Here is a 23,171-nt window from a genome sequence, read left to right as displayed (position 1 = left end):
AAGGAGGCATTATGGCACTATTAGAGATTAGAGATTTAAACGTAACATATAAAACTAATGAAAAAAACGTATATGCTGTACAGCATGTTAATTTAGACATATGTGAACAGGATTCTATCGGAATAGTGGGGGAATCCGGCTCAGGTAAGTCTACTATGGCAATGGCTATATTACAGCTGCTGCCAAAAGATATAACTGAAGTTACTGGAAGTGTTGTATTTCAAGGAAAAGATTTGTTGAAACTCAGCGAAAGTGAATTAGCTGAATTAAGGTGGAAAGATATTTCTGTTGTTTTTCAAAAAGCATTAAACGCCTTAAGTCCTGTTCATAAAATTGGAAAACAGATGGCAGATGTTTATAGAGTTCATTATCCTAATGAAAACAAAGAAGTAATCAAGAAGCGTGTATATGAAATGCTTGAATTAGTTAATTTATCAGACAGGGTTTATGACTCCTATCCTCATGAATTATCCGGAGGAATGATGCAGCGTGTATCCATTGCATTAAGCCTTCTTCATAATCCTAAACTTCTTGTATTGGATGAAGCAACCACTGCTTTGGACGTTGTGACCCAGAGCCAGATATTGAAGGAAGTCATGGAACTGGAAGAAAAAATGAAGCTTACCAGAATTATGATAACTCATGACGTATCTGTAGTGGCATCTACCTGTAAGAAAGTTGCCGTAATGTATGCAGGATGCCTCATGGAGGTAGGTAATGTAACTGACGTACTTCTTAAGGCAAAGCATCCATACACTCAAGGGTTATTAAAGTCTTTCCCATCCTTTAAAGGAGAAAAGAGTAATTTAAGAGGAATTCCAGGAAGTTTAATAGATTTAGCATCTGTTCAAAAAGGATGTCCTTTTGCAGCACGCTGCAGTAAGGCTACAGATATATGCTTTAATAAAAAACCTGAGATTAGAAGCTTCTCTGATACCTGGAAAGTAGCATGTCATAAGGCAGGTGAAGCAAATGAGTGATGTAATCAGCGTAAAGAATGTAACTAAATGGTATATTCAGAAAAAAGTAACCAAGCAAAACGGTAAAACTAGCAAAAAGCAGACAATCAAAGCAGTTGACGGCGTCACCTTCTCCTTACAAAAAGGAGAAACCTTAGGTGTTATAGGAGAGTCCGGATGCGGTAAATCTACCTTAGGAAAACTGCTCATTGCCTTAGAGGATCCTACTACCGGAGATATCCTAATCAATGGTACTTCTACTAAAGAACTTATAAAAAAAGATAGATTAGCCTTTAGAAGAATGGTGCAGATGATATTCCAAAACCCCTTTGATACCTTCGACCCAAGATACACTATATATAAAGTTTTTATGAGCGCTTTAGAGCTTCATAATATAGGAAAAGACAAAGAGGAAAGAGAAAAAATCATAGTTGATACTCTGGAAAAAGGAGGATTAGTACCTGCTGCAGATTATTTAGCAAGATATCCCCATGAGCTATCCGGAGGACAGCTTCAAAGAATATCAATTTTAAGATCTATGCTTTTGAATCCTTTGTTTTTAGTAGCGGATGAGCCGGTATCAATGCTGGACGTTTCTATAAGAGCAGATATTATAAATATGCTTCAGGAATTAACTACTAAAAAAGATACTACATTGGTTTTCATAAGCCATGACATAGCAACTACAAGATATATATCTCAAAAGGTTGCGGTTATGTACTTAGGAAGAATTGTAGAAATGGGATTAACTGATGAAGTGCTTCATAATCCTCAGCATCCTTACACTAAAGTATTAATTTCAAACTGCGCTTCACTGGATCCATTGGAGAAGAGAGAGATTATTCATATAGAAGGAGAACCTCCTACACCTATAAACAATGGACCTGGATGCTACTTTGCACCAAGATGCTACAAGGCTTGTGAGAGATGTTTTAAAGAGTATCCTGAATTCACTGATTTAGGAAATGGCCACATTGCATCCTGCTTTAACCTGATGGATAAGAAAGAATAGAAGGGAGCTGTTAGAATGGATTTTACTAAAATAGTAAAAAATGTTCCAGACTATAAGGAATTTTTAACTGTAGATGAAATGGATGAAAGCTCTAAGAAATTGGCGCAGGAATATCCTGACATAGTTTCCTGCTTTGAAGCTGGTAAGTCCAGAAAAGGTCATCCAATATATTGTTTAAAGATAGGTAATGGTTCTAAAAATGCTCTTATGTTTGGATGTCCTCATCCAAATGAGCCAATGGGAGCTATGATGCTTGAGTATTTCAGCAGAGCTATTACTGAAGATAAAGAGCTTAGAGAAGAATTAGATTATACCTGGTATCTAATAAAAAGCATAGATGTAGATGGTACTAAACTAAATGAAAAATGGTTTAAAGGTCCCTACACTTTAAGTAACTATGCAAGAAATTATTTTAGACCGGCAGGATATGAGCAGGTTGAGTGGACATTCCCCTTTGAATATAAAAAATATTCCTTTAATAATCCAATACCTGAAACTCAAATCTTAATGAAGTTAATAGATGAGCTTAAGCCTACCTTTATGTACTCACTGCATAATGCTGGCTTCGGGGGAACTTACTGGTATCTAACCAAAGAGATGAAGGAAATTTGGGATAGGCTATATGAAACAACTAAAAAGGAAAATGTTCCTCTGCATTTAGGTGAGCCTGAGGTTAATTACATCGTTCCTTACGCTCCAGCTATATTTCCAATGATAAGTCAGAGAGATACTTATGACTATAATGAAAAATACGGCAGTAAGTCACCGGAAGAAGTTATGAGCTGTGGTTCCAGCAGTTCTGATTATGCCGAAAAATATGGCACAGTTACTTTAGTTACAGAGCTGCCTTACTTCTATGAACCAAGAATAGAAAGCGATAAGCTTATGGACTTTACAAGAAGAGAAGCAGCTTTAAAGAATCTGGAAGCAAGCAATGAGAACGCAAAAGCTACCGGTGAATTATATAAAAAGATAAAAGCTTATATATCAGATGACAATCCATTTTCAAAGATGGTTGAAGTATCCTTGAAATTTAATGAAGAAGACTATGATGCTTCTAAGAAATTCATTATGGAAAATGAAGAGTATGCAGGCTTGTGCAAGGAATCAGAAGCCTTAGATAATCTTGATATTCCTAAATTCCACCGTTTATTCATGTGGACTCTGCTTATCCGTTCATGTGAGCATGAGCTTGAGAAAAATCCGGAAGCAGCAGTAAGAAAAGTTCTGGAGGAAGTTCATAAAATCGGAGAAGAAAACTTTAAAAATCTCTCAAATGTGGCTGAAAAATCATTAAACTATCAAGTTGTTCCAATACGTAAGCTTGTGCGTATTCAGCTGGAAAGCGGTTTAATAGTAGCAAGCCATATTAGAGGATTAAAATAAACAATCTAAGGAGGAAAACAATGAAAAAACTAATTTTAGCCTTAGCGCTTATCTTAGTACCTTCAATGGCTCTAACTGGCTGCGGTCAGCAATCAGGAAGTGCAGAAGCAAAAGATAAAACGCTTATCACAAGTGTTGCCGGTGACCCTATAAATTTTCATCCTGATTTAAAAGCTGATGATAATGCTTATGGTATGAACCAAAACATATTTAATCGTCTTGTTAAATTGGGACCAAAGAATAATGTAATACCAGACCTGGCAAAAAGCTGGGAATTTTCAGAGGATGGACTTACATTAACCTTCCATCTTCATGACAATGTTAAATGGCATGATGGAACAAAGTTTACTGCAGCAGACGTTGTGTGGACCTTTGAAACTATGCGTAAAGAAAAATGGAGAGCCAGCTCCTCCTTATCTTCAATTACAAGTATTACTGCTCCAGATGACAATACTGTTGTTATGAAGCTTTCACATCCTGATTCCAGCATACTTGGCATGATTTCCTGGTATGGAACCTTCATTATGCCAAAGCATTTATATGAAGGAACTGACCAGTCCAGCAATGAATACAATAATAAACCTGTTGGTACAGGTCCCTTCAAGTTTTCTAGCTGGGAAAAAGGTGTTAGTGTAAAGCTTACAAGAAATGATGATTACTTCAAAACACCAGCAAAGGTTAAGGAACTTGTATACATGATAATTCCAGATCAAACTACTGCATATCAATCTTTCATTAATGGTGAAATAGACGTATTAGGCGGAGCACCACCAAGTGCAGAAGCTGGCAGCTTAGACAATAATCCTGATTATAATGTATATACTGAATTATGGGCAAACAGAACTTACTTAACCTTTAACTCTAACGATCCACACTTCAAGAAAAAAGAGGTTAGACAGGCAGTTGCATTAGGTATCGACCGTGACTCAGTATTTAAAAGAGCTGCTAAAGGTCAAGGAGCAAGAGCTGATTTCTTCATATCACCTTTATATGAAGAGTACATTGACAAAGATGTAAAATTACCAGAATACAATAAAGAAGCTGCAATTAAGCTTTTAGAAGATGCAGGATATAAGAAAGATGCAAATGGATTCTATTTCTCTACAACTTTAGATGGATTTGAAGACGGTAACTTCAAAGATATAGCTACTATAGTCCAAGCAAATCTTAAGGAAATAGGTATTGATGTAAAAATAAATATGATGGAAAATGCTGCGTGGTCAGATAAAGTACTGAAGAACAAGAACTTCCAAATGACTATGCTTGCAGGATATCAGGGACCAGACGTATCAGGAGTAGCAGGACGTATTAAATCTGACGGTGCTACAAATATGATGAGCTACAACAATCCTAAAGTAGATGAATTGCTTACTAAGGGTGTTCAGGTATCTGACAAGGAAGAACGTATAAAGATTTACAAAGAAGTTCAAAAAATAATGTCAGAGGATATGCCGCTTGTTCTATTAGTAGACAATGGTTCTAAGACTCCTGTTAAGAAATACATAACAGGTTTACCAGTACAGAACCCTGATGAATTGTCTTCTAATGAGTTTACACTTGTTGATATCAATAAGTAATTAATTAATATAAATATAAGAAAAGCGCGGATTAATAAAAGTATCCGCGCTTTTTCATAAGGTATGAGAACAGGAGGAGTAATATGATTACTATAAAAAACGGCTGTGTACATATAGGAAATGGTACAGTCCTGCATAATGCAGATGTAAAAATTGATGAAGGCAGAATAACTGACATAGGAGAAAATCTGGAGGGTGAAGGAACTATTATAGACGCTGAAGGAATGAATGTATTTCCCGGGTTTATTGATGCTATGAGCGTTTGGGGAGCTTTCGGATACTCTTTTTCTGAGATGGATTTTGATGAAAAAACCAATCCTATAACTCCTGATTTAAATGTAGTTTATGCCTTTGATGCTTCAAATATAAATTATCAGGAGCTGTGCGAATACGGTACTACTACTGTGGGGGTATCTCCCTCAAATAATAATATATTAGGTGGTCAGGTTGCGGTATTTAAAACTCAGGTTAATAGTCCTTTTTCCATGCTTGTTAAGGAAAAGGTAGGGTTAAAGGCTTCAGTTACCACAGCGCCTAAAAAGACTTACGGCTCCCAGGGAACTTGCCCTATGACTAAAATGGGTATCTTCGGAGAGCTTGACAGAGTATTTATGGAGGCAAAGCAGTATGATGTTGAAAAGGGTAGGAATGAAAAGCTTGAAGTGGTTAAAAGGGTATTAAATAAGGAAATGCCTCTTATGGCAGCGGTAAATACTAAATCAGAACTTGAAGCTTTAGGTCACTTTCTTAAAAAGTACGATATAGATGTGGTGCTTTGCAATGCTTATAAGGCACCTGAATGCAGAGAGGTTGTAAAGGAGCTCAATGCCTCAATAATATTAGGTGATCAGGTTGCTGCTACAACTGATTACTCTTCCGCTGATATGAAGACCTTAAAGAGAATGATAGAGGAGGGAACCCTTGTAGCTATTTCCTCCGGCTGTGACGGCTCTACTGTAGGAAGGGAAAATCTATTATGGAATACCTTCTATATGGCTCAGGCAGGTATGGAGTCAGAAGATATTTTAACACTTATAACCCTGAATCCTGCAAAGATTTTAGGAGTAGAAGACAAGGTAGGATCTATAGAGGTAGGAAAAGATGGAGATATCACCATCTGGAAGGGAAATCCTTTCGATTCATTCAAAGCAAGCTGCTGCTATACCTTGATTAATGGAGAGGTAGTTTACAAGAAAGGGGTTATTGATCCATGTTGTTAATAAAAAATGCTACAGTTTATACAATGGAAAATGATGTTTTAGAAAATACTGATATATTAGTAGAAAATTCATTGATTAAAGAAGTGGGCCAGAATATCCAGGCCTCTGCAGATGAGATAATAGATGCTTCAGGTATGGTTGTTCTTCCAGGATTTGTAGATGCCCACAGTCATATAGGCGGATTTACTGCTAATATGGTAGATCAAGATGTAAATGAAATGACTAAAAATATAACCCCTGAGGTAGAATCCATATATGCTATAGACTACAGCTCAGAGTATTTTGATTATGCTCTAAAGCATGGAACTACATGCTCCGCTATAGCACCTGGAAGCGGTAATGTTATAGGGGGATATGTATGTGCAGTTAAATCCTACGGGAAATCCATGGAGGATATGGTTATTAAGAATCCTGTAGCTTTAAAAATGGCTTTGGGAGGTAATCCAAAAGGAGTTTATGGAAAAAAAGGTAAGTCCCCAATGACAAGGATGGCTATTGCTCAAATAATAAGAGAATACCTTAATTCCGTTAAAGATTATATGAAGAAAAAAGAAGAGGCTCAGGGAGATATGTCTAAAATGCCTCCTTATGATCAGGGATTAGAAAACGGTATTCCTGTAATAAAGAAAGAGCTTCCTATAAAAATGCACTGCACTATGATGGATATGATGACTATAATAAGAATCGCTAAAGAATTTGATGTTAACTTCACTATAGATCATGCATGGGGAGCCAGCGATTACTATGATGAAATCAGCGAAAGCGGAGTAACAGGAGTAATCTTTGGGCCTATAGGTGTATCCAAATTCCCTGGAGAATGTGGGAAAATAGATATTTACAGCCTCATAGAACTTGATAAAAGAGGAGTTCCCTGCGCTATCATGACAGATGGACCAATATTAAAGGCAGAAATGATGATGGTACAGGCAGGCGAAGTGGTAAGATACGGCGGTGACGTAGAAAGAGTTTTAAGGATGCTTACCATCAACCCAGCAGAAATGCTTGGTATAGATGACCGTGTGGGCTCCATAAAACCAGGGAAGGATGCAGACATAGTTATATTTAAAGGAACCCCTGCTCTAGATACCAGAGCTTCTGTAAAATACACAATCATAAATGGAGAGGTAGTCTACAAAGCGTAGCTATCTATGCGAACATAATGTCAGGTGCCAGGCACCTGACAATTTTTTTATGTATACTGAAATATAGATTAATCTTCTTTACAAATATGGTAAAATAAAGAAAAGATGTAATTAAAGAAAAATGAGGGGGATTAAAATGATTAAGGTTATAGCAGTAAAGAGGGTTAGAGAGGATAAACTTCAGGAGGTACTTAGGCTTACTAAAGAGATGGTGGAGAAAACCGTCAAAGAGGAGGGTTGCATAAGCTATGAAGCTTATCAGGATATTAAGGATCCCGGTAAAATTACTATGGTTGAAGCCTGGGAAAGCCAAGAGGATCTTGACAAGCATATGAATTCAGATCATTTTAAACGCCTTGTTCCCTTAATGGCGGATTTCTCTGAAGGAGATTCAGAGGTAAGTATATTAAAAAGGCTGTTCTAAATAAGTTTAGGTAAAATATTGCTTTATAATATAGTTTTTTTAAATTTGATTTATTGGAGGTGAAAAGGTGAAAAGACTTTTGTTTTTATGCTTTTTTATTATTACCAGCTCTTTTCTAAGGATAGAAGCTTCTGCAAATTCTGCTCCTACTTACTTGAGAGGAAAAGCAGCGTCAGAAATATTATTTGTGGATAAAGACTGTCCTGTGGAGGTTGTGCATGAAAATCTTACTTTTAATATGAATGAAGAAATAAATTCTCCGAAGCAGGGGCTTGCCAAAGTAATAGCAGAGTACGGTATGATTAATAAGGAAAATAAGGAAATCAATGTACAGATGGCTTTTCCTTTTATAAGCAAAGCTACGGAGCTTAATGAAGAGGATATTATAGTTAAAACACAAGGAGGCAAGCTGCCATACAGGCTCCTTTCAGGAAAAACTTTAGAGTATAATCATACTGATAAGGAAGAAGAACCGGTAAATCCATATGATTTTGAAAATATATTAAAAGATATAAACAGCAGTAATCAAGAAAATAAACTTATAAAAGAAAACACTGTAGGCAAACTTTATACAGTGAAAATATCTCAGGGAAATGAAATATATGCAGCAGTAAGCTTAATTTACGATCCTCTTAAGACAAAAATAATCGCAAGGGGCTTTAACGAAGGTACATTCCTTCCTCAGGGCTCTACCTTAACTTCTTTTTACTAGGCAGGGTGATGTTTTAGAATTTTTAGTTTTAGGTGAAGATCCAGAATTTGAGATAAAGGGATATAAAGATTATAAGCTTTCAAAATTAGAAAAATCCTTCAGTTATGAAGTATCTTCTAAGGAGGTAAGGGCAAAGGACTACTTGATGGATATGATTAAAGGAGAACCAAAGATTTCTGAACTTTTATCCTCTGAGGAGCTTTTTAAGATAGTATCTCAGGCTGTAGAACAAGGGACAAAAAATAGAAATGGCGTTTCCAAAGAAAAGGACATTTTATCGGCGCTATACAATGAAAGGATTTTTGTCCTGATTTATGAAACGAGCTTTGCTCCCGGTGAGGAAAAGAAGATAAGCGTAGAATATAAAGCTTTAGGTACTATGGATAAAACAGAAACCCGAACCCCAGTCTACAGATATGATTATATTTTAAATCCTGCAAGAAACTGGAGGAGCTTTAAAGATTTTACTCTCACCATAAACACTTCTAAAGAGCAGCCTTATGTAATAGAAAGCACTATAGACTTAAAAAAACAGGGAGAAAGGCAGTATAAATCTGTTTTAGAAGAGCTTCCAAAGGAGGATCTCATATTTTCTGTTTATAAGAATGAAAGTATAAATGATGGGGATAAGGTTAAGAAAAATATTGAAAGGCAAATAAACCCAGGAGCTTTTCTTCTATCAATAACAGGGGTGATATCTGTTGTTGTATTATTTATTTATATAATAACCGGAAATAAATCTAAAAAACACTAATGATGAAAAAATCTAAAAATAATAGTTACATAAATAGGGTTATTACTAATCTTCCCTATTTAATGTAACTTTTTTATTTCACTTCTTTTTCAAGAGTAACTTCAATAAACTTATATTCCATTGAATTTAGTGCGGGATTTTGCTTTATGACCAACTTTCTAAAGTAAACATGTTTGATAAAGTACATTGACAGACATAGTAATATGTCTTATATTATAATTAATAGGAGGAGGATTAAATGCTGAATAATGTTAGCAGTGATCTTATTAGAGGAAGTATTGATTCTATAATTCTAAGAGTATTATATGAAAAGGACAGTTATGGATATGAAATTATAAAAACTATTCGGGAGGATTCAAAAGGAAGCTATGAGCTTAAAGAACCTACTTTATATTCAAGTTTAAAAAGGCTGGAAGCTCAAGGAATGATAGAATCCTACTGGGGCAGTGAAACTCAGGGGGGAAGAAGAAAATATTATAGAATAAAAGAAGAAGGTATAAGCCATTATAAAAGCAGCTATCAGGCATGGCAGGCTGCCAGAGATTTAATTGATATTTTAATCGAAGAAAAAAAGTAATGCAGGAGGTGTGATTATGAGGGATGTAGATGCATATGTGGATAAACTTTTTTCCAAGTATAAAAATAACGACGAAATAATAGATTTAAAGGAAGAAATAGCGGGAAACCTTAAAGCGAGAATAGAAGACAGCATGGCTCAAGGTCTTACTTATGAAAAAGCCTATAAGGAAGCGGTTAAGGATTTAGGAAGTGTTGAAGATTATATTCCGGGAAGTAAAAGGATTTACATAAATGCTTATAAAAAGGAAATGCTTCAGATTAGCATATTGTATATATTAATTTTATGGATTATTACCATACCTTTAAGGTTATCTTATTCATTAATGATGATAAATATTTCCCTTGCAATAATATTAATAATATTGGGACTGTTAAGCCTGGTGGTTTATTCAAGAAAGGATAAAAAGTTTTATGAAGAAACATCAAGCATAAATACTTTGAAGATTTATAAAATAAAAAAATTTACCTGGCTGATATGGTGGGTTTTCATAATTATTACCACAGGTTTTAATTTCTCAGTGAGATTTGCAAGCAATATATGGTTTTCTCGCCCTATACGGATTCAGGGACCTTACCAATTTGCTGTACTAGCGAGTTCCTTTCTATTACCATTTTTAACTCTGCTTATTCCTTTAATTGTAAGTAAAGCCTATAAGATTATACAGAACCATGAGGTGAAATAACTATGAAGAAACGAGGTATATTAATAGCAATACTTTTAATATTTGGTATAGCATTATTTAGTATTACAGAGTTTGTTTTAAAACCCAGACAGAAAGAAAAAGCTGAAAGGTATGAATTAGAGCAGCAGGATGCAAAAACTCATGATTTTAAAAGGGTTATTAAGTATAAAAGCAAATACATGGGAGATGCCTCAAATTTAATTAATCTTACTTCTAACCTTCCTTTAAGTGATATACAAAGGACTGCAGAAATAAACTCAGAGAGATTGGAATATATAATTAATTATAAAGCAGCGGCTGAAGATATAGGTATGGATAAAATAAAGTCCTCATTAATTTACAATGCTTCTGCCAGCTTTGCTTTAATAGAAAATTTAAAGATAATTACCTTTAATTTTTCTGACGGCTCATACAGTATAAATAGAGATGATGTAGAAAAATGGTGTAATATGGAGCTTTCTGATCTTCAAGATAATAATAAGTGGAAAGAAAATATACAAAGCAAAATGCATGACGAGGTATATATTGATAAATCCTTTAATAGCTTGTTTCAAATGTCAGGTGCCAGGCACCTGACATTCCTTTTAGTTAAAAAATTGTTGATTTTTGTATAATTATATTTCCAATAAGTTCTATATATTATATAATAGTTGCATAGTTAAATATACTTATAAATAAGGAGGTTTCTTGATGAAAAGCATATGCAGACTTATAGGAAAGGCACTTTTGTGTGTTTCCGCATTGATTATCTACTCTGCACCTGCGTCCTATGCCGGAATAGGCACAGAGGACATGCCTCAAAGCATTAAGAACAGAAGATAAATTTATAGGATATATTAAACATTAAAGCACTGAAGATAGGTGTTGATTAAGTATACTGATAGAAGAAATTTTAATGTACAAAAGAACTATGAATTTAAAAGAAATATAGGGTATTTTCATCATTTCACATCTATATATCTTTAGAAGGGAAAGATTTTGTTGCTTATAACAATATTTGATTTACTAACCACCATACTCCAGTCTTTATTATTTGTGTGGATTTGTAATAATATCACCTCTAAGGGAAATAAACTCTCGAAAATCCATCAAGGCATTCTCATTACACTTCTATTTGCTAACTCCATACTATTTACTCATGGGATTATTGAAATTCCCTACGGAAGCCTGATAATGATATTGACTGCATTAACTTTTATACTGTTATTTTACAGAAAATCTATGATAGACGGGCTTTTGGGCTTCGGTTTAACACATTTAATGCTTACTATCATATCTTATATATTACTTTCAGTATATAAAGCTGTTATATTTAAATACAATCCCGGATTTAGTGAGGAATTTTCCCTGATTTTTCTAGTGTTTATTCCTGCCTGGATGATATATGCATTGATATACTTATTCAGAAAGCAATTTTTTGATCTGATAATTGCTCTAAAAAGTATAAGACCCTCGCTTATATTCGTCCTTCAATTAAATTACGTCCTTATTATAGCAGATACCCTCCGAAGTTATTGGCAGGCCCAGGGGATGTTTTTATCAATGAAGAACGGTATTTATGTGATAGGGCTGATTGCTTTCATGTTTGCCATAGTTTACTTTGCAAAGATTAATGATAATGCAAGAGAAGTGACCATGCTTAACGCTGCCTTAAATGACAAAATAGCAGAGCTTAAGAAGTTAAAGCATGATTACGGCAGTGAGATAAGCGGCCTCTATGGGCTTTATCAGCTGGGAAAGATAGATAGAATGGGGCATATGCTGAAAAATATAGTAAACAGATATAACAGTTTAACCACAGCATTAAATATTAATATAGAGTCTACTCCTATGGTGGCATCAGTTTTAAATTCTGCCGTTGCCTCCGGTATAGACATTATGGTTTACGACAGCGGAGAGTATGAACATCTCAATATATCAGATAACGACCTCCTTAAGGTCTTATCAAATATTGTAAACAACTCTATTGAAGCTCTAAAGGAAGTTGAAAATCCTATTATTAAATTCAAGAGCTATAACAATTACAGTGGTATCGTTATCATAATTACGAACAATGGACCTGAGATTCCTAAGGAGATACAGGATAATATGTTTGAAGCTGCCTTTACTACTAAAGATAATAAAACCGGTGATAGAGGCTACGGTCTTAATATTGTAAGAGAAATTATGAATAAATGTAATGGAAAAATCACTGTGGATAGCAATAAGGAGTGGACTTATTTTAGGATAGAAATTCCTAATAAAAAGTAATATAAAATATTCTTAATTATAATTATTAGGAGGATAAATATTGAGAAAATTAATTAGTGTATTTTCTGAATATATTTTTAAAGCCGATAATTATACTAAGGATGAAAAAGAGAAAATAGAATATACTTTAAGAATAGTAATTTATGAGTTTTTAAAGATTCTGGGAAGTACAGCGCTTTACATGATTATGGGTTATCCAGTTCAGGCGCTTACTGCCGCAGCCACCATGGTAATAACCAAGCCTTATATGGGAGGATATCACGAGGACACACAGCTTAAATGCTTTGCTGCTACTTTAATTTTTCTGGGAAGTGTTATTCATTTAAGTGATAATGTATATTTAAACTTATCCTCCAGGGTAATTTTAAGCTTAATACTGATATTCTGTATATGGAATGAAGCTCCCGTTATTAACCCAAGTATGCCTCTTACAAAAAAAGAGCTCATAGATAAAAATAGAAATTCAGCCACTATTCTGGCTTCTGTATCTTTGGCTGCTGCGGTATTTTTAAATAAATACAGCAGTATATCAAATACAATCCTATGGATTATAACCTTTAACACACTGCTGATGTTTAATAAGAGAAAAAATTAATCTAAATATATACTAAAGAAAACAAAATAATAGTATACTTAAGATAAAAAGTTTAATAAAATAGAAAGCAGACGGATATTTTATTTACTTGAAATAGTAGGGGGACAATTAAATGAATTTTGTAGAAATGTCGAAAGCCATTATACTGGGTATAGTACAGGGGATTACCGAATGGCTTCCTGTTAGTAGTACAGGACATCTTATAATAGTAGAGGATTTTATCAAGTTTCAGCTTTCACCTGCCTTTGTAAGCACCTTTTTTGTGGTGATTCAGCTGGGATCAATATTGGCTGTTTTAGTGCTGTATTTTAGAAAGTTAAATCCTTTTGACTCCAGAAAGACCGCAGTAGAAAAAAGTGAAACTCTAAACCTTTGGACAAAGATAATAATAGCTACAGCTCCTGCTGCAGTTATAGGATTTTTATTTGACGATATTATAGAAGAGGCTCTGTATAATCCGACTACAGTAGCTTTAATGCTTATAATTTATGGTGTTATATTTATAGTTTTGGAAAATAGAAATAAGAGGCCAAGAATAAATAGTCTGACGGATTTAAGCTATAAAACCGCTGTTCTTATAGGTATGTTTCAAATGCTTGCTCTTATTCCCGGAACCTCAAGATCCGGAGCAACTATTATAGGAGCGGTGCTTCTGGGAACCTCCAGATACATAGCTGCTGAATTTTCCTTCTTTCTGGCTGTACCGGTTATGCTGGGAGCCAGTGGATATAAAATGCTTAAGTCTGGGATGGCCTTCAGCGGAATAGAGTGGGCTGCATTGGCAGCAGGCTCCTTTGTAGCTTTTATAGTATCAATAGTAGCTATAAAATTCCTTATGGATTATATTAAAAAGCATAACTTCAAGGTGTTTGGATACTACAGAATAGCACTGGGAATTTTAGTTTTAGCTTATTTCTATGTTATAAAATAAAGATTATAGACCTGATAGCAGCTCAAAGCTGTTGTCAGGTTTAATTTTTTATAAAAATAGTAAACTATATTTATTGACTTCATAGTCAATGATGTAATATAATTTTATTGACCACTAAGTCAATAAAAGTGGTTTTATGAAAGGAGAAGGCTTATGTTTGCTATAGAAACTAATAATTTAACTAAAAATTATGGGAAAAGCAGAGGTATTAAAGATGTAAACCTACAGGTTAATCAGGGAGAGTTTTACGGATTCATAGGCCCTAACGGAGCAGGTAAATCTACAACCATAAGATTACTTCTTAATTTTATTTATCCTACTTCAGGAAACATGAAAATTCTAGGCAGAGATTGCGTAAAGGAAAGCAGGATAATAAAAGAACAGCTTGGATATGTACCCAGTGAAGTGAACTATTACAAAAATATGAAGGTTAGTGAAATAATTGAAATATGCAGAAAGTTTTAAAGGAAGCAAAAACTTAGACAGGCTTCAGGAGCTGTGCAGCATCTTTGAGGTAGAAAAAAATAAGCTTGTAGAAGAGCTTTCTTTAGGAAATAAAAAAAAGATAGCAATAATTCAAGCTCTTATTAATGAACCTAAGCTTTTAATACTAGACGAGCCCACTAATGGATTAGATCCACTAATGCAGAAAAAGCTTTTTGATATTTTATTACAGGAAAATAAAAAAGGTACTACAATATTCTTTTCTTCTCATAATTTAATGGAAGTGCAGAGATTCTGCCATAGGGTTGCAATTATAAGAGAAGGAAGCATAGTTGAGGTTAAAAGGGTTGAAGAACTTTTAGGAGCTAATTCGGTAAAGGTGAAATTCAGCAGCGGTGACAGCTTAGAAAAACTGCTAAACCTGGGTGGTGTCTCTAATACTTTTAGGGAGGAAAAATTCATATCCTTCTTATTCAATGGAGATATAAATATGCTTATAAAAGAGCTGGGCAGGATTAATTTAAGCGATTTAAGGATAGAAGAACCAGCTTTAGAAGATACCTTTATGAGCTATTATGACAGGGAGGAAAAATAGTATGAACATGTACAGGGTAGAAATTAAAAATATGTTTAAAAGCCTCATTATATGGACAGTGGTTATGATAGGGATCGTAAGTTTGTTTATGTCCATGTTTCCTTCTATGGCTGGCAGCGGTATGAGTGAGCTTATCAGAGCAAAAATAGATGCTATTCCTGAAGCTATGAGAAAATCCTTCGGCTTGTCTCAAAGTGTGAATCTTTCTGATCTTCTGCAGTATTTTGCCTATAGTGCACAGTATATACTCATAGGAAACTGCATTTATGCCGGTATATTAGGAGCAAACTCCTTAATAAGGGAAGAAAGTGAAGGGACTATTGAGTTCTTATATGCTCAGCCTATCTCCAGAGGTAAAATAGTGGCGATAAAGATGCTGTCTACTATAACTATACTTATAATATTTAACATAATATTATTTTTAACCTCCTTTGCTTTCTTTGAAATGTTTAAGGAGCAGGGATATAAATATTTTATAGAGTTTTCCGGAGTTTTTAAAGGTATGTTTTTAGCACAGATGGTATTTTGGTCTATAGGCTTTATACTCTCTGTGATTCTTCCTAAAGCCAGTCTTGCCACGCCAACAGCCTTAGGAGTCTTTTTCACAACTTATATGCTTGGCATGTTCTCCAATATAATAGATAAACTTCATTGGATGAGATATTTATCTCCGGTAGAGTATGTAATGCCCGGTAACATAGTAAAAGCAGGAGGGAGTATTGAAGGAGAATATCTGATAATTTCTCTGGTAATTATTATAATCGGTACAGTATTCACCTTTGTAAGATATAAATCAAAGGATTTAAAGCTGTAGTGGAGAAAATAATATTGGTATCTATAGATAACAAATTGAGGATTTGCTTCATTTTTGTTATTATAGATACCAATTAGTTTTTTACAGCATATGAAAAAAACGCAGTGATATAATAAATTATAAGCTATAAAAAGGGGGTAAATATATGAAAGATAAAGCTGTAAGATTTGGAGTTATAGGAACTAACAATATTACTCAATGGTTTTTAGCCGGTGCGGCTAAGGTGGAGGGATTTGAATTAAAGGCAGTGTACTCACGCAGCAGAGAAACTGCAGAAAAATTTGCAGAAAAATATGGAGTGGAAAATATCTTTACGGATTTGGAAGATATGGCACAAAGCCCTATGATAGATGCTGTTTATATAGCATCTCCCAATGCCCTCCACTATAGTCAAACCATGCTTTTTCTTAAGAATAAAAAACATGTTTTATGTGAAAAAGCATTTGCATCCAATGCTTTTGAAGCTGAAGAAATGATAAAAGCTGCAAAAGAAAATAAGGTGCTTTTAATGGAGGCTATGAAAACCAGTTTTATCCCCAATTTCAGAGTAGTAAGGGAAAGTCTCCACAGGATAGGAAAGGTTAGAAGATATTTCGGGAGCTTTTGCCAGTATTCCTCCAGATATGATAAGTATAAGCAGGGAATAGTATTAAATGCATTTAATCCTGTTTTCTCCAATGGTTCCCTTATGGATATAGGGGTATACTGCATACATCCTATGGTAAGCTTATTTGGAAAGCCTGAGGAAATAAAGGCTTATGGCCTAATGCTGGAATCCGGAGTGGATGGAGAAGGTACAGTGATTTTTAAATATAAAGATATGGATGCTTTAATTATGTTTTCTAAGATAGCAAATTCTTATCTTCCATCTGAAATTCAGGGGGAGGAAGGAAGCCTATTAATTGAAAATATGAACAATTTTAATAAGGTAAGGATGATTTTGAAAGACGGTGAAGAGGAAGATCTTTCTGAGAATGTGGATAAAGATGATATGTATTACGAAGCTCAGGAATTTATAAATTTAATAAGGCAAGGGAAAACAGAGTCTTCTGTAAATACCTTTGAAATTTCTAAAACTGTTATGGAAATTATGGATGATATAAGAAAGCAGATAGGTCTTGTATTTCCTGCAGATAAAAACAGAGTATAAAAGGTAAATAAATATATAAATAAGATAATTTGCTGAAAACAAAGGGGATATAGACCTATCTAAACTTCTACAGAAAATTGTATGGGAAATAATTCGTTAAAATTAAAGGAGCTGCCGATGAAAAAGACCCTTATATCTAATATAGAAGTTATTAAAGAAACGGTTAATGATTTTAAAAACACCTTAATGAAATATTTATTTTTTGAAGTAAGCTATAAGCTTTTAACCAGTTCTGTGCTTATACCATTTCTAATATTTACCTTCAGAAGGTTTATTAATTTATATGGAATAAGCGGTCTTACAAATTCTCAGATACTGAATTTTGCTTTAAGCTTAAAAGGTTTCTTAGTGATTGGTATAGTAAGCCTTATGGCTCTTATAATAATATTCGTTGAAATAAGCGTGCTTGTGATTATATCTCAAAAGAGTTATTTTAATAAAAGTATTTCTGTTTCTGATGCATTAAGAACAAGCTTTAGAAGGATACCTTATATAATTGGGGCAGGTACTATACCGGTGATTTTATTTTTATTAATCTTGATTCCTTTTGGAGGTTTAGGTTTGGGTGCATCCTTCTTTGAAAGTGTACCCCTTCCTAAATTCATTGAAGGAGAAATATATAATTCTATAAAATATACCATGCTTTACATTTGCTCTGCAGTATTTTTGGCTTTTATACTGACAAAGTTCGTATTCATATTTCACTGCATAATTATAGAAAGACTTAGCATTACAAAGGCTATAAAAAGAAGCTCTGAAATTGCAAAGGGAATGAGAAGAAAAATAATTGCCATAACTCTGGGGTGGAATTTATTCCTTGCAGCGGTAATGTTTCTCTTATTAGCCATTGCTGCAGGAGTGATGCTGCTTATAAGCTTTTTGTTTAAGCTTAATATGAGTATTACAAACATAGAATTGAATCTTGTGAATTTTGGAGGAGTAGTATTATTTATATTTTCATTCCTGGCTGCACCCTCAAACATAAGCATTATAACTAAGGTTTATTACTTTCAAAGGAATAAGATAGATGGTATAGTTCAGGATGAACTGAATACTGAAAAGAAGAAAAAGAAAATAGATACCATAGAAAGCAGAGTATATAATTACCTTAAAGGGCATAGAAACATTCTTGTATTATTCATGGCCGCAGTAGTTGTGCTAACCACTGCATTGGGCAGCTATTTTGCAGAAGAGGTGTATTTTAATATTAAAAAGGTAAAACTGATTTCCCACAGAGGAATTACTGAAAGGGAGCCTGAAAATTCATTAAGTGCCATAAAGGCTTCTATAGAGCATAATCTTAACTATGCAGAAATAGATGTACAGATGACTAAGGATGGAGTAGTGGTGTTAATGCACGATGAAACCCTTAAAAGGCTGGCGGGGATAAATAAAAAAGTAAGAGATATTAACTACAATGAACTTAAAAATATTGATATAGGTATGAGCTACCCTGCTGAATTTTGAGGAGAGAAAATAATAACACTTGAAGAAGCCATAGAAGCCAGCAGGGGGAAAATAAAGCTTTTAATAGAGTTTAAGCCTTATGGGTCAGGAGATGATTTGGTAAGAGCTGTAGTGGATATAATAGAAGAAGAGGATTTTGTTGATGAGTGTTTAATTCAATCTTTGAGCTATAAAGAACTTGAACTTGTTAAAGCTATAAATCCTAATATAATAACTGGATATGTAGTGTACCTTACTTTAGGAGACTTAACAGCCCTGAATGTAGATTTTTATACCATAGAACAGACTATAATAACAAAAAAGCTGGTAAAATCTATTCACCGCAGCAAGAAAGAAGTATTTGCATGGACAGTTAATGATGAAGAGGATATGGAATCTGTGCTTAATTTAAATGTAGATGGAATAATTACAGATAGACCTAAATTACTGAAAGAAGTTATAAAAAACGAAATGAAATAATTATGAACAAAGGTGTTGGCGAATTGAAATTAGAATATCGCCAATACCTTTATTACGTAGAGTTAGAAATGATTTTATATAAATGAAGAAAATGTTAACAAAATGTAAAATGTTGCTAAGTGTATTGACAACGATTTCAAAGGTGATTAGAATTTAATTAACCGGTTAACTGAACCGGTTAAATGAAAATGTAAAGGTGGATGGGTTATGAATAAAGTCTGTATACTTGGAAGTTTAAATATGGATTTGGTAGTTAAAGTAAAAGAAATGCCTACGGTGGGACAAACCATAATCGGTGAAAGCTTTACTAAGGTTCCTGGAGGAAAAGGTGCTAACCAAGCAGTGGCATCTAAGAGAACAGGTTCTCAGGTGTATATGATCGGTAAAGTAGGAATAGATGAAAATGGTAATGAACTTATAAAAGAACTTGAAAAGGACAATATAATAACAGATTTTATTTTCAAAGATGATAGTAACCCTACAGGAACCGCTATTATAAATGTAAACAACCATGGAGATAATTCTATTGTTGTTATACCAGGAGCTAATATGGAAATGAGGGAAGAAGAGCTTGATAATGCAAAGGAAGCAATAAAAGCCAGTGATATACTCATTGCTCAATTTGAAACCTCACTTTCCATAACTATAAAGGCTTTTAAATTTGCAAAGGAAAATGGAGTTATAACCATTTTAAATCCTGCACCGGCAAAATCCATACCGGAAGAGCTTTTAAAATATACCGACATAATAGTTCCTAATGAAACTGAAGCTTTCGACATCACAAAGGTTAAGGTAAAAGAACTTAATAGTGCAGTAAGCGCTGCAGAGATATTTTTAAAGCAGGGAACAAAATATGTGATTATAACCATGGGTGACAAAGGTGCTGCAGTAATCAGCAGATCCCGGGGAGAACTCATTCCTGCATATAAGGTATCTGCTGTGGATACCACTGCGGCTGGAGACAGCTTTATAGGCGCTCTGGCCAGCAAATTAAATGCTGCTGAATTAAACTATGAAACCTTAAAGAAAGCTGTAATCTTTGGAAATATGGTTTCGTCCATAACCGTTCAGAGAAGAGGTGCACAGCCTTCTATTCCCACTATGGAGGAAGTGCTGGAAGTATATAAGGAGGCTTAATTATGAGAAAAACAGAGCTGTTAAATTCACAAATATCAGAAGTTATTTCCAAAATGGGACACACTGATATGATAGCTATAGGAGACTGTGGGCTTCCTATACCGGAGGATACAAAAAGAATAGATATCGCACTGATTAAAAATGTTCCAGGGTTTATAGAAACATTGAAAGCCGTTCTTTTAGAGCTTCAGATAGAAGAGGTGATATTAGCTGAAGAAACAAGAAAAGTCAGCGGTAAATTATTTGAAGAAATTCAAGAAGCTGTTGGAGATGTAAAAGTTACCTGGATTAACCACGAAGAGCTTAAGGAAAATTTGAAAGCCTGCAGGGCAGTAATTCGGACAGGAGAGCAAACACCCTACGCCAATATAATATTAAAATCAGGAGTGGTGTTTTAAGGAGGAATTGCCATGAAGGAAAGAGCACCTATTTTAGAAATGAAAAACATATCTAAATCCTTTCCCGGAGTTAAGGCTCTGGAGGATGTAAATTTAAAGGTATATCAGGGAGAGGTGCTGGCTTTGCTTGGAGAAAACGGAGCCGGCAAATCCACATTAATGAAAATATTAAGCGGAGTATATACCAAGGATAAAGGACAGATATTTATAGACGGTGAAGAAATTGAAATAAAGGATATAAAGCATGCTGAAAGCCTGGGAGTTTGTATTATACATCAGGAACTCAGCGTACTTCCTAACCTTACTGTGGCGGAAAATTTATTTTTAGGAAATGAGAAATATTCTTCTGCAAGCAGAAGGATTAATAAGAAGCTTATGAAACACAGAGCGGTAGACTTCCTTGAACAGATAGGAAGTAAGGTAAGTCCTGAAATGCTGGTAAAGGATATCAATGTTGGAGAAATGCAGATGCTGGAAATTGTTAAAGCAATTGCTAAAAATTCTAACATAATTGTTATGGACGAGCCTACTACAGCCCTTACTGAGGTTGAAACTCAAAGTCTCTTTAATGTTATCGAAAAGCTTAAAGAAAAAGGCATAGCTGTTATATATATATCCCATAGAATGGACGAGATATTTAGAATATGCGACAGAGTTACAGTTTTAAGGGATGGTAAATATATAGGAGAAGCAGAAACTAATGAAGTTACCAAGGATGATCTTATTACCATGATGGTTGGAAGAAAGCTTGAAGATCAATTTCCATATAAGGAAGTAAAGGATAAAAAGGTAATAATGGAGGTAAATAATTTAAGCTTTGAAGACAAGGTTAAAGATGTTTCCTTTCAGATAAAATCCGGCGAGATACTGGGTATTGCAGGTCTTATGGGAGCAGGAAGAACTGAGCTTGCAAAGACGATATTCGGAGAATATAAAAAAGCCTCCGGACAGATATTTATAGAAGGCAGAGAGGAAAGCATAAGCTCTCCTAAAGATGCAATAAAATTAGGGATAAGCTATCTTTCAGAGGACAGAAAGAAGGAGGGGTTAATTTTACCTCTTTCAGTTAGAGAGAATATGTCTTTATCTAATTTAGATAAATATGAAAACAAAATGAAGAAAATAGATAGAAAAGCAGAAAAAAATGAAGTTGATAAATATATTAAGACTCTTTCCATCAAGACGCCTAATCAAGAGCAGAAGATAAAAAATCTCAGCGGGGGAAATCAGCAGAAGGTTATATTTGCAAAATGGCTGATGAAGTCTCCAAGAGTTCTAATTGTAGACGAGCCTACCAGAGGTATTGATGTTGGAGCTAAAAAGGAAATATATGATGTACTCAATGAATTAAAAGCTTCAGGAAAAGCTGTGGTGATGATTTCTTCTGATATGCCGGAGATAATAGGTATATGCGATAGGGTTTTAGTAATGCATGAGGGTAAGCTTATGGGAGAATTGTCAAGAGAAGATGCAACTCAGGAGAATATAATGAAATTAGCCATAGGCGGTTAGCTTACTGCTATACTCTATAGGATAAGGAGAGATAATAAAGATGAAAAAGGAATACAAAAATTTTCTTGTGAAATATATGTCTTTAATCGGGTTGATTATACTTTGTGCTGTAGTTTCAATAATTACACCAAGATTTTTAACCTGGAGTAACATAACTAATGTACTTACACAAGTGTCTGTTAATGCTATCATTGCTTTAGGAATGACCTTTGTAATTTTAACCGGAGGTATTGATCTTTCCGTAGGCTCAGTGGTAGCTATTACAGGAGCGGTAGCAGCTTTTTTGATAAAAAGCAATGGAGTTTTTGTAGGAATATCAGCAGCATTAGTATTAGGAGGAATTATTGGATATTTGAATGGTTTTATTATTGCCAGAGGGAAGATACAAGCCTTTATAGCAACCTTGGCAACTATGACTATTTTTAGAGGAGTAACCTATGTATTTACAGGTGGGAATCCTATTTCAGGACTTGGACAAAGCTTTATGACAATTGGAAATAAAAAGCTTTTAGGAATCCCCCTTCCGGTTATATTGATGGTATTAGTCTTTTTAGCAGCAGCTTATGTTTTAAATGAAACAAGATTTGGAAGATATGTTTATGCTATTGGAGGAAATGAAGATTCAGCAAGGCTTTCAGGTATAGGTACCAAGAAAATAAAAAATCTGGTTTATATGATTTCAGGTATAACCGCAGCTGTAAGCGGTGTAATCGTAACAAGCAGAATAGGCTCTGCATCCCCTAATGCAGGCAGTGGTTTTGAACTGGATGCCATTGCGGCGGTAGTACTAGGCGGGACAAGCCTTACCGGGGGAGAAGGTCACATCTACGGGACTATTATAGGTGCTATAATCATTGGAGTTTTAAATAACGCTCTTAATCTTATGAATGTATCACCTTTCTATCAATCCATAGTAAAAGGTGCAGTTATTCTGCTTGCAGTGCTTGTTGACAAAAAAAATAATAAATAAA

24 protein-coding genes and 1 pseudogene are annotated in these 23,171 nt (G+C 34.5%); all 25 read left to right on the top strand.

Annotated elements, in window-relative coordinates; genetic code table 11:
- The first annotated feature begins 11 nt into the window (after nt 1-11).
- The 25 genes and pseudogenes from TA89_RS14840 to TA89_RS14730 all read left to right on the top strand — a co-directional run bounded on the left by TA89_RS14840 (nt 12) and on the right by TA89_RS14730 (nt 23,170).
- Nucleotides 12-980 (top strand): ABC transporter ATP-binding protein, encoded by a 969-nt coding sequence (locus tag TA89_RS14840; protein ID WP_040214523.1) that lies wholly within the window; start codon nt 12-14, stop codon nt 978-980.
- Entirely contained in the window at nt 973-1,971 is a 999-nt protein-coding gene (locus TA89_RS14835) for an oligopeptide/dipeptide ABC transporter ATP-binding protein (RefSeq protein ID WP_040214521.1), read from the top strand. The genes TA89_RS14840 and TA89_RS14835 overlap by 8 nt, the downstream gene beginning before the upstream one ends.
- A gap of 15 nt (nt 1,972-1,986) precedes the next feature.
- Entirely contained in the window at nt 1,987-3,357 is a 1,371-nt protein-coding gene (locus TA89_RS14830; RefSeq protein ID WP_040214519.1) for a M14 family zinc carboxypeptidase, read from the top strand.
- A gap of 20 nt (nt 3,358-3,377) precedes the next feature.
- Nucleotides 3,378-4,934: an ABC transporter substrate-binding protein gene (locus TA89_RS14825; RefSeq protein WP_040214517.1), complete on the top strand. Its 1,557-nt coding sequence runs from the start codon at nt 3,378-3,380 to the stop codon at nt 4,932-4,934.
- A gap of 83 nt (nt 4,935-5,017) precedes the next feature.
- Nucleotides 5,018-6,154, top strand: a complete 1,137-nt coding sequence (locus TA89_RS14820; RefSeq protein WP_040214516.1) for an amidohydrolase family protein — start codon at nt 5,018-5,020, stop codon at nt 6,152-6,154.
- On the top strand, nt 6,145-7,296 hold the full coding sequence (locus TA89_RS14815; protein WP_040214513.1) for an amidohydrolase family protein: 1,152 nt from the start codon (nt 6,145-6,147) through the stop codon (nt 7,294-7,296). Before TA89_RS14820 ends, TA89_RS14815 begins: the two co-directional genes overlap by 10 nt.
- 136 nt (nt 7,297-7,432) lie before the next feature.
- Nucleotides 7,433-7,720: a putative quinol monooxygenase gene (locus tag TA89_RS14810; protein ID WP_040214511.1), complete on the top strand. Its 288-nt coding sequence runs from the start codon at nt 7,433-7,435 to the stop codon at nt 7,718-7,720.
- Between the two features lie 67 nt (nt 7,721-7,787).
- On the top strand, nt 7,788-8,432 hold the full coding sequence (locus TA89_RS14805; protein WP_040214510.1) for a hypothetical protein: 645 nt from the start codon (nt 7,788-7,790) through the stop codon (nt 8,430-8,432).
- Between the two features lie 145 nt (nt 8,433-8,577).
- Nucleotides 8,578-9,186: a hypothetical protein gene (locus TA89_RS14800; RefSeq protein WP_040214508.1), complete on the top strand. Its 609-nt coding sequence runs from the start codon at nt 8,578-8,580 to the stop codon at nt 9,184-9,186.
- Between the two features lie 238 nt (nt 9,187-9,424).
- Nucleotides 9,425-9,763 (top strand): PadR family transcriptional regulator, encoded by a 339-nt coding sequence (locus tag TA89_RS14795; protein ID WP_040214506.1) that lies wholly within the window; start codon nt 9,425-9,427, stop codon nt 9,761-9,763.
- 16 nt (nt 9,764-9,779) lie between these two features.
- Nucleotides 9,780-10,448 (top strand): permease prefix domain 1-containing protein, encoded by a 669-nt coding sequence (locus tag TA89_RS14790; protein WP_040214504.1) that lies wholly within the window; start codon nt 9,780-9,782, stop codon nt 10,446-10,448.
- A 2-nt stretch (nt 10,449-10,450) separates the two neighbouring features.
- Nucleotides 10,451-11,062, top strand: coding sequence for a DUF4825 domain-containing protein (locus TA89_RS14785; RefSeq protein ID WP_052447536.1), 612 nt, complete (start codon nt 10,451-10,453; stop codon nt 11,060-11,062).
- Nucleotides 11,063-11,138: 76 nt separating this feature from the next.
- Nucleotides 11,139-11,270: a hypothetical protein gene (locus TA89_RS19080; RefSeq protein WP_278246250.1), complete on the top strand. Its 132-nt coding sequence runs from the start codon at nt 11,139-11,141 to the stop codon at nt 11,268-11,270.
- Nucleotides 11,271-11,426: 156 nt separating this feature from the next.
- Nucleotides 11,427-12,698, top strand: a complete 1,272-nt coding sequence (locus tag TA89_RS14780; protein WP_147590145.1) for a sensor histidine kinase — start codon at nt 11,427-11,429, stop codon at nt 12,696-12,698.
- 40 nt (nt 12,699-12,738) lie between these two features.
- Nucleotides 12,739-13,293, top strand: a complete 555-nt coding sequence (locus TA89_RS14775; protein ID WP_040214499.1) for an accessory gene regulator ArgB-like protein — start codon at nt 12,739-12,741, stop codon at nt 13,291-13,293.
- Between the two features lie 112 nt (nt 13,294-13,405).
- Nucleotides 13,406-14,224, top strand: a complete 819-nt coding sequence (locus TA89_RS14770; protein ID WP_040214498.1) for an undecaprenyl-diphosphate phosphatase — start codon at nt 13,406-13,408, stop codon at nt 14,222-14,224.
- A gap of 153 nt (nt 14,225-14,377) precedes the next feature.
- On the top strand, nt 14,378-14,689 hold the full coding sequence (locus TA89_RS19210; RefSeq protein ID WP_341350012.1) for an ATP-binding cassette domain-containing protein: 312 nt from the start codon (nt 14,378-14,380) through the stop codon (nt 14,687-14,689).
- Complete coding sequence (locus TA89_RS14765) at nt 14,667-15,263, top strand: AAA family ATPase (RefSeq protein ID WP_341350011.1); 597 nt, start codon at nt 14,667-14,669, stop codon at nt 15,261-15,263. Before TA89_RS19210 ends, TA89_RS14765 begins: the two co-directional genes overlap by 23 nt.
- Before the next feature lies 1 nt (nt 15,264).
- Nucleotides 15,265-16,077 (top strand): ABC transporter permease subunit, encoded by an 813-nt coding sequence (locus tag TA89_RS14760; protein ID WP_040214495.1) that lies wholly within the window; start codon nt 15,265-15,267, stop codon nt 16,075-16,077.
- Between the two features lie 145 nt (nt 16,078-16,222).
- On the top strand, nt 16,223-17,227 hold the full coding sequence (locus TA89_RS14755) for a Gfo/Idh/MocA family protein (protein ID WP_040214494.1): 1,005 nt from the start codon (nt 16,223-16,225) through the stop codon (nt 17,225-17,227).
- A gap of 81 nt (nt 17,228-17,308) precedes the next feature.
- Nucleotides 17,309-19,153 (top strand): annotated as a pseudogene (locus TA89_RS17815) (glycerophosphoryl diester phosphodiesterase membrane domain-containing protein).
- A 207-nt stretch (nt 19,154-19,360) separates the two neighbouring features.
- Nucleotides 19,361-20,290, top strand: coding sequence for a ribokinase (rbsK, locus tag TA89_RS14745; protein WP_040214493.1), 930 nt, complete (start codon nt 19,361-19,363; stop codon nt 20,288-20,290).
- 2 nt (nt 20,291-20,292) lie between these two features.
- Nucleotides 20,293-20,688 (top strand): D-ribose pyranase, encoded by a 396-nt coding sequence (gene rbsD / locus TA89_RS14740; protein ID WP_040214491.1) that lies wholly within the window; start codon nt 20,293-20,295, stop codon nt 20,686-20,688.
- Nucleotides 20,689-20,700: 12 nt separating this feature from the next.
- Nucleotides 20,701-22,200 carry a sugar ABC transporter ATP-binding protein gene (locus tag TA89_RS14735; RefSeq protein ID WP_040214489.1) on the top strand — a complete coding sequence of 500 codons (1,500 nt, stop codon included), beginning with the start codon at nt 20,701-20,703 and terminating at the stop codon, nt 22,198-22,200.
- Between the two features lie 40 nt (nt 22,201-22,240).
- Nucleotides 22,241-23,170, top strand: coding sequence for an ABC transporter permease subunit (locus TA89_RS14730; protein ID WP_040214487.1), 930 nt, complete (start codon nt 22,241-22,243; stop codon nt 23,168-23,170).
- The last annotated feature ends 1 nt before the right edge of the window (nt 23,171 follow it).

The organism is Clostridium polynesiense (assembly GCF_000820705.1).
GTDB lineage: Bacteria > Bacillota > Clostridia > Clostridiales > Clostridiaceae > Clostridium_AA > Clostridium_AA polynesiense.
The sequence above is the reverse complement of the archived record's forward strand: the minus strand, read 5'-3'. Positions and strand labels throughout refer to the sequence as shown.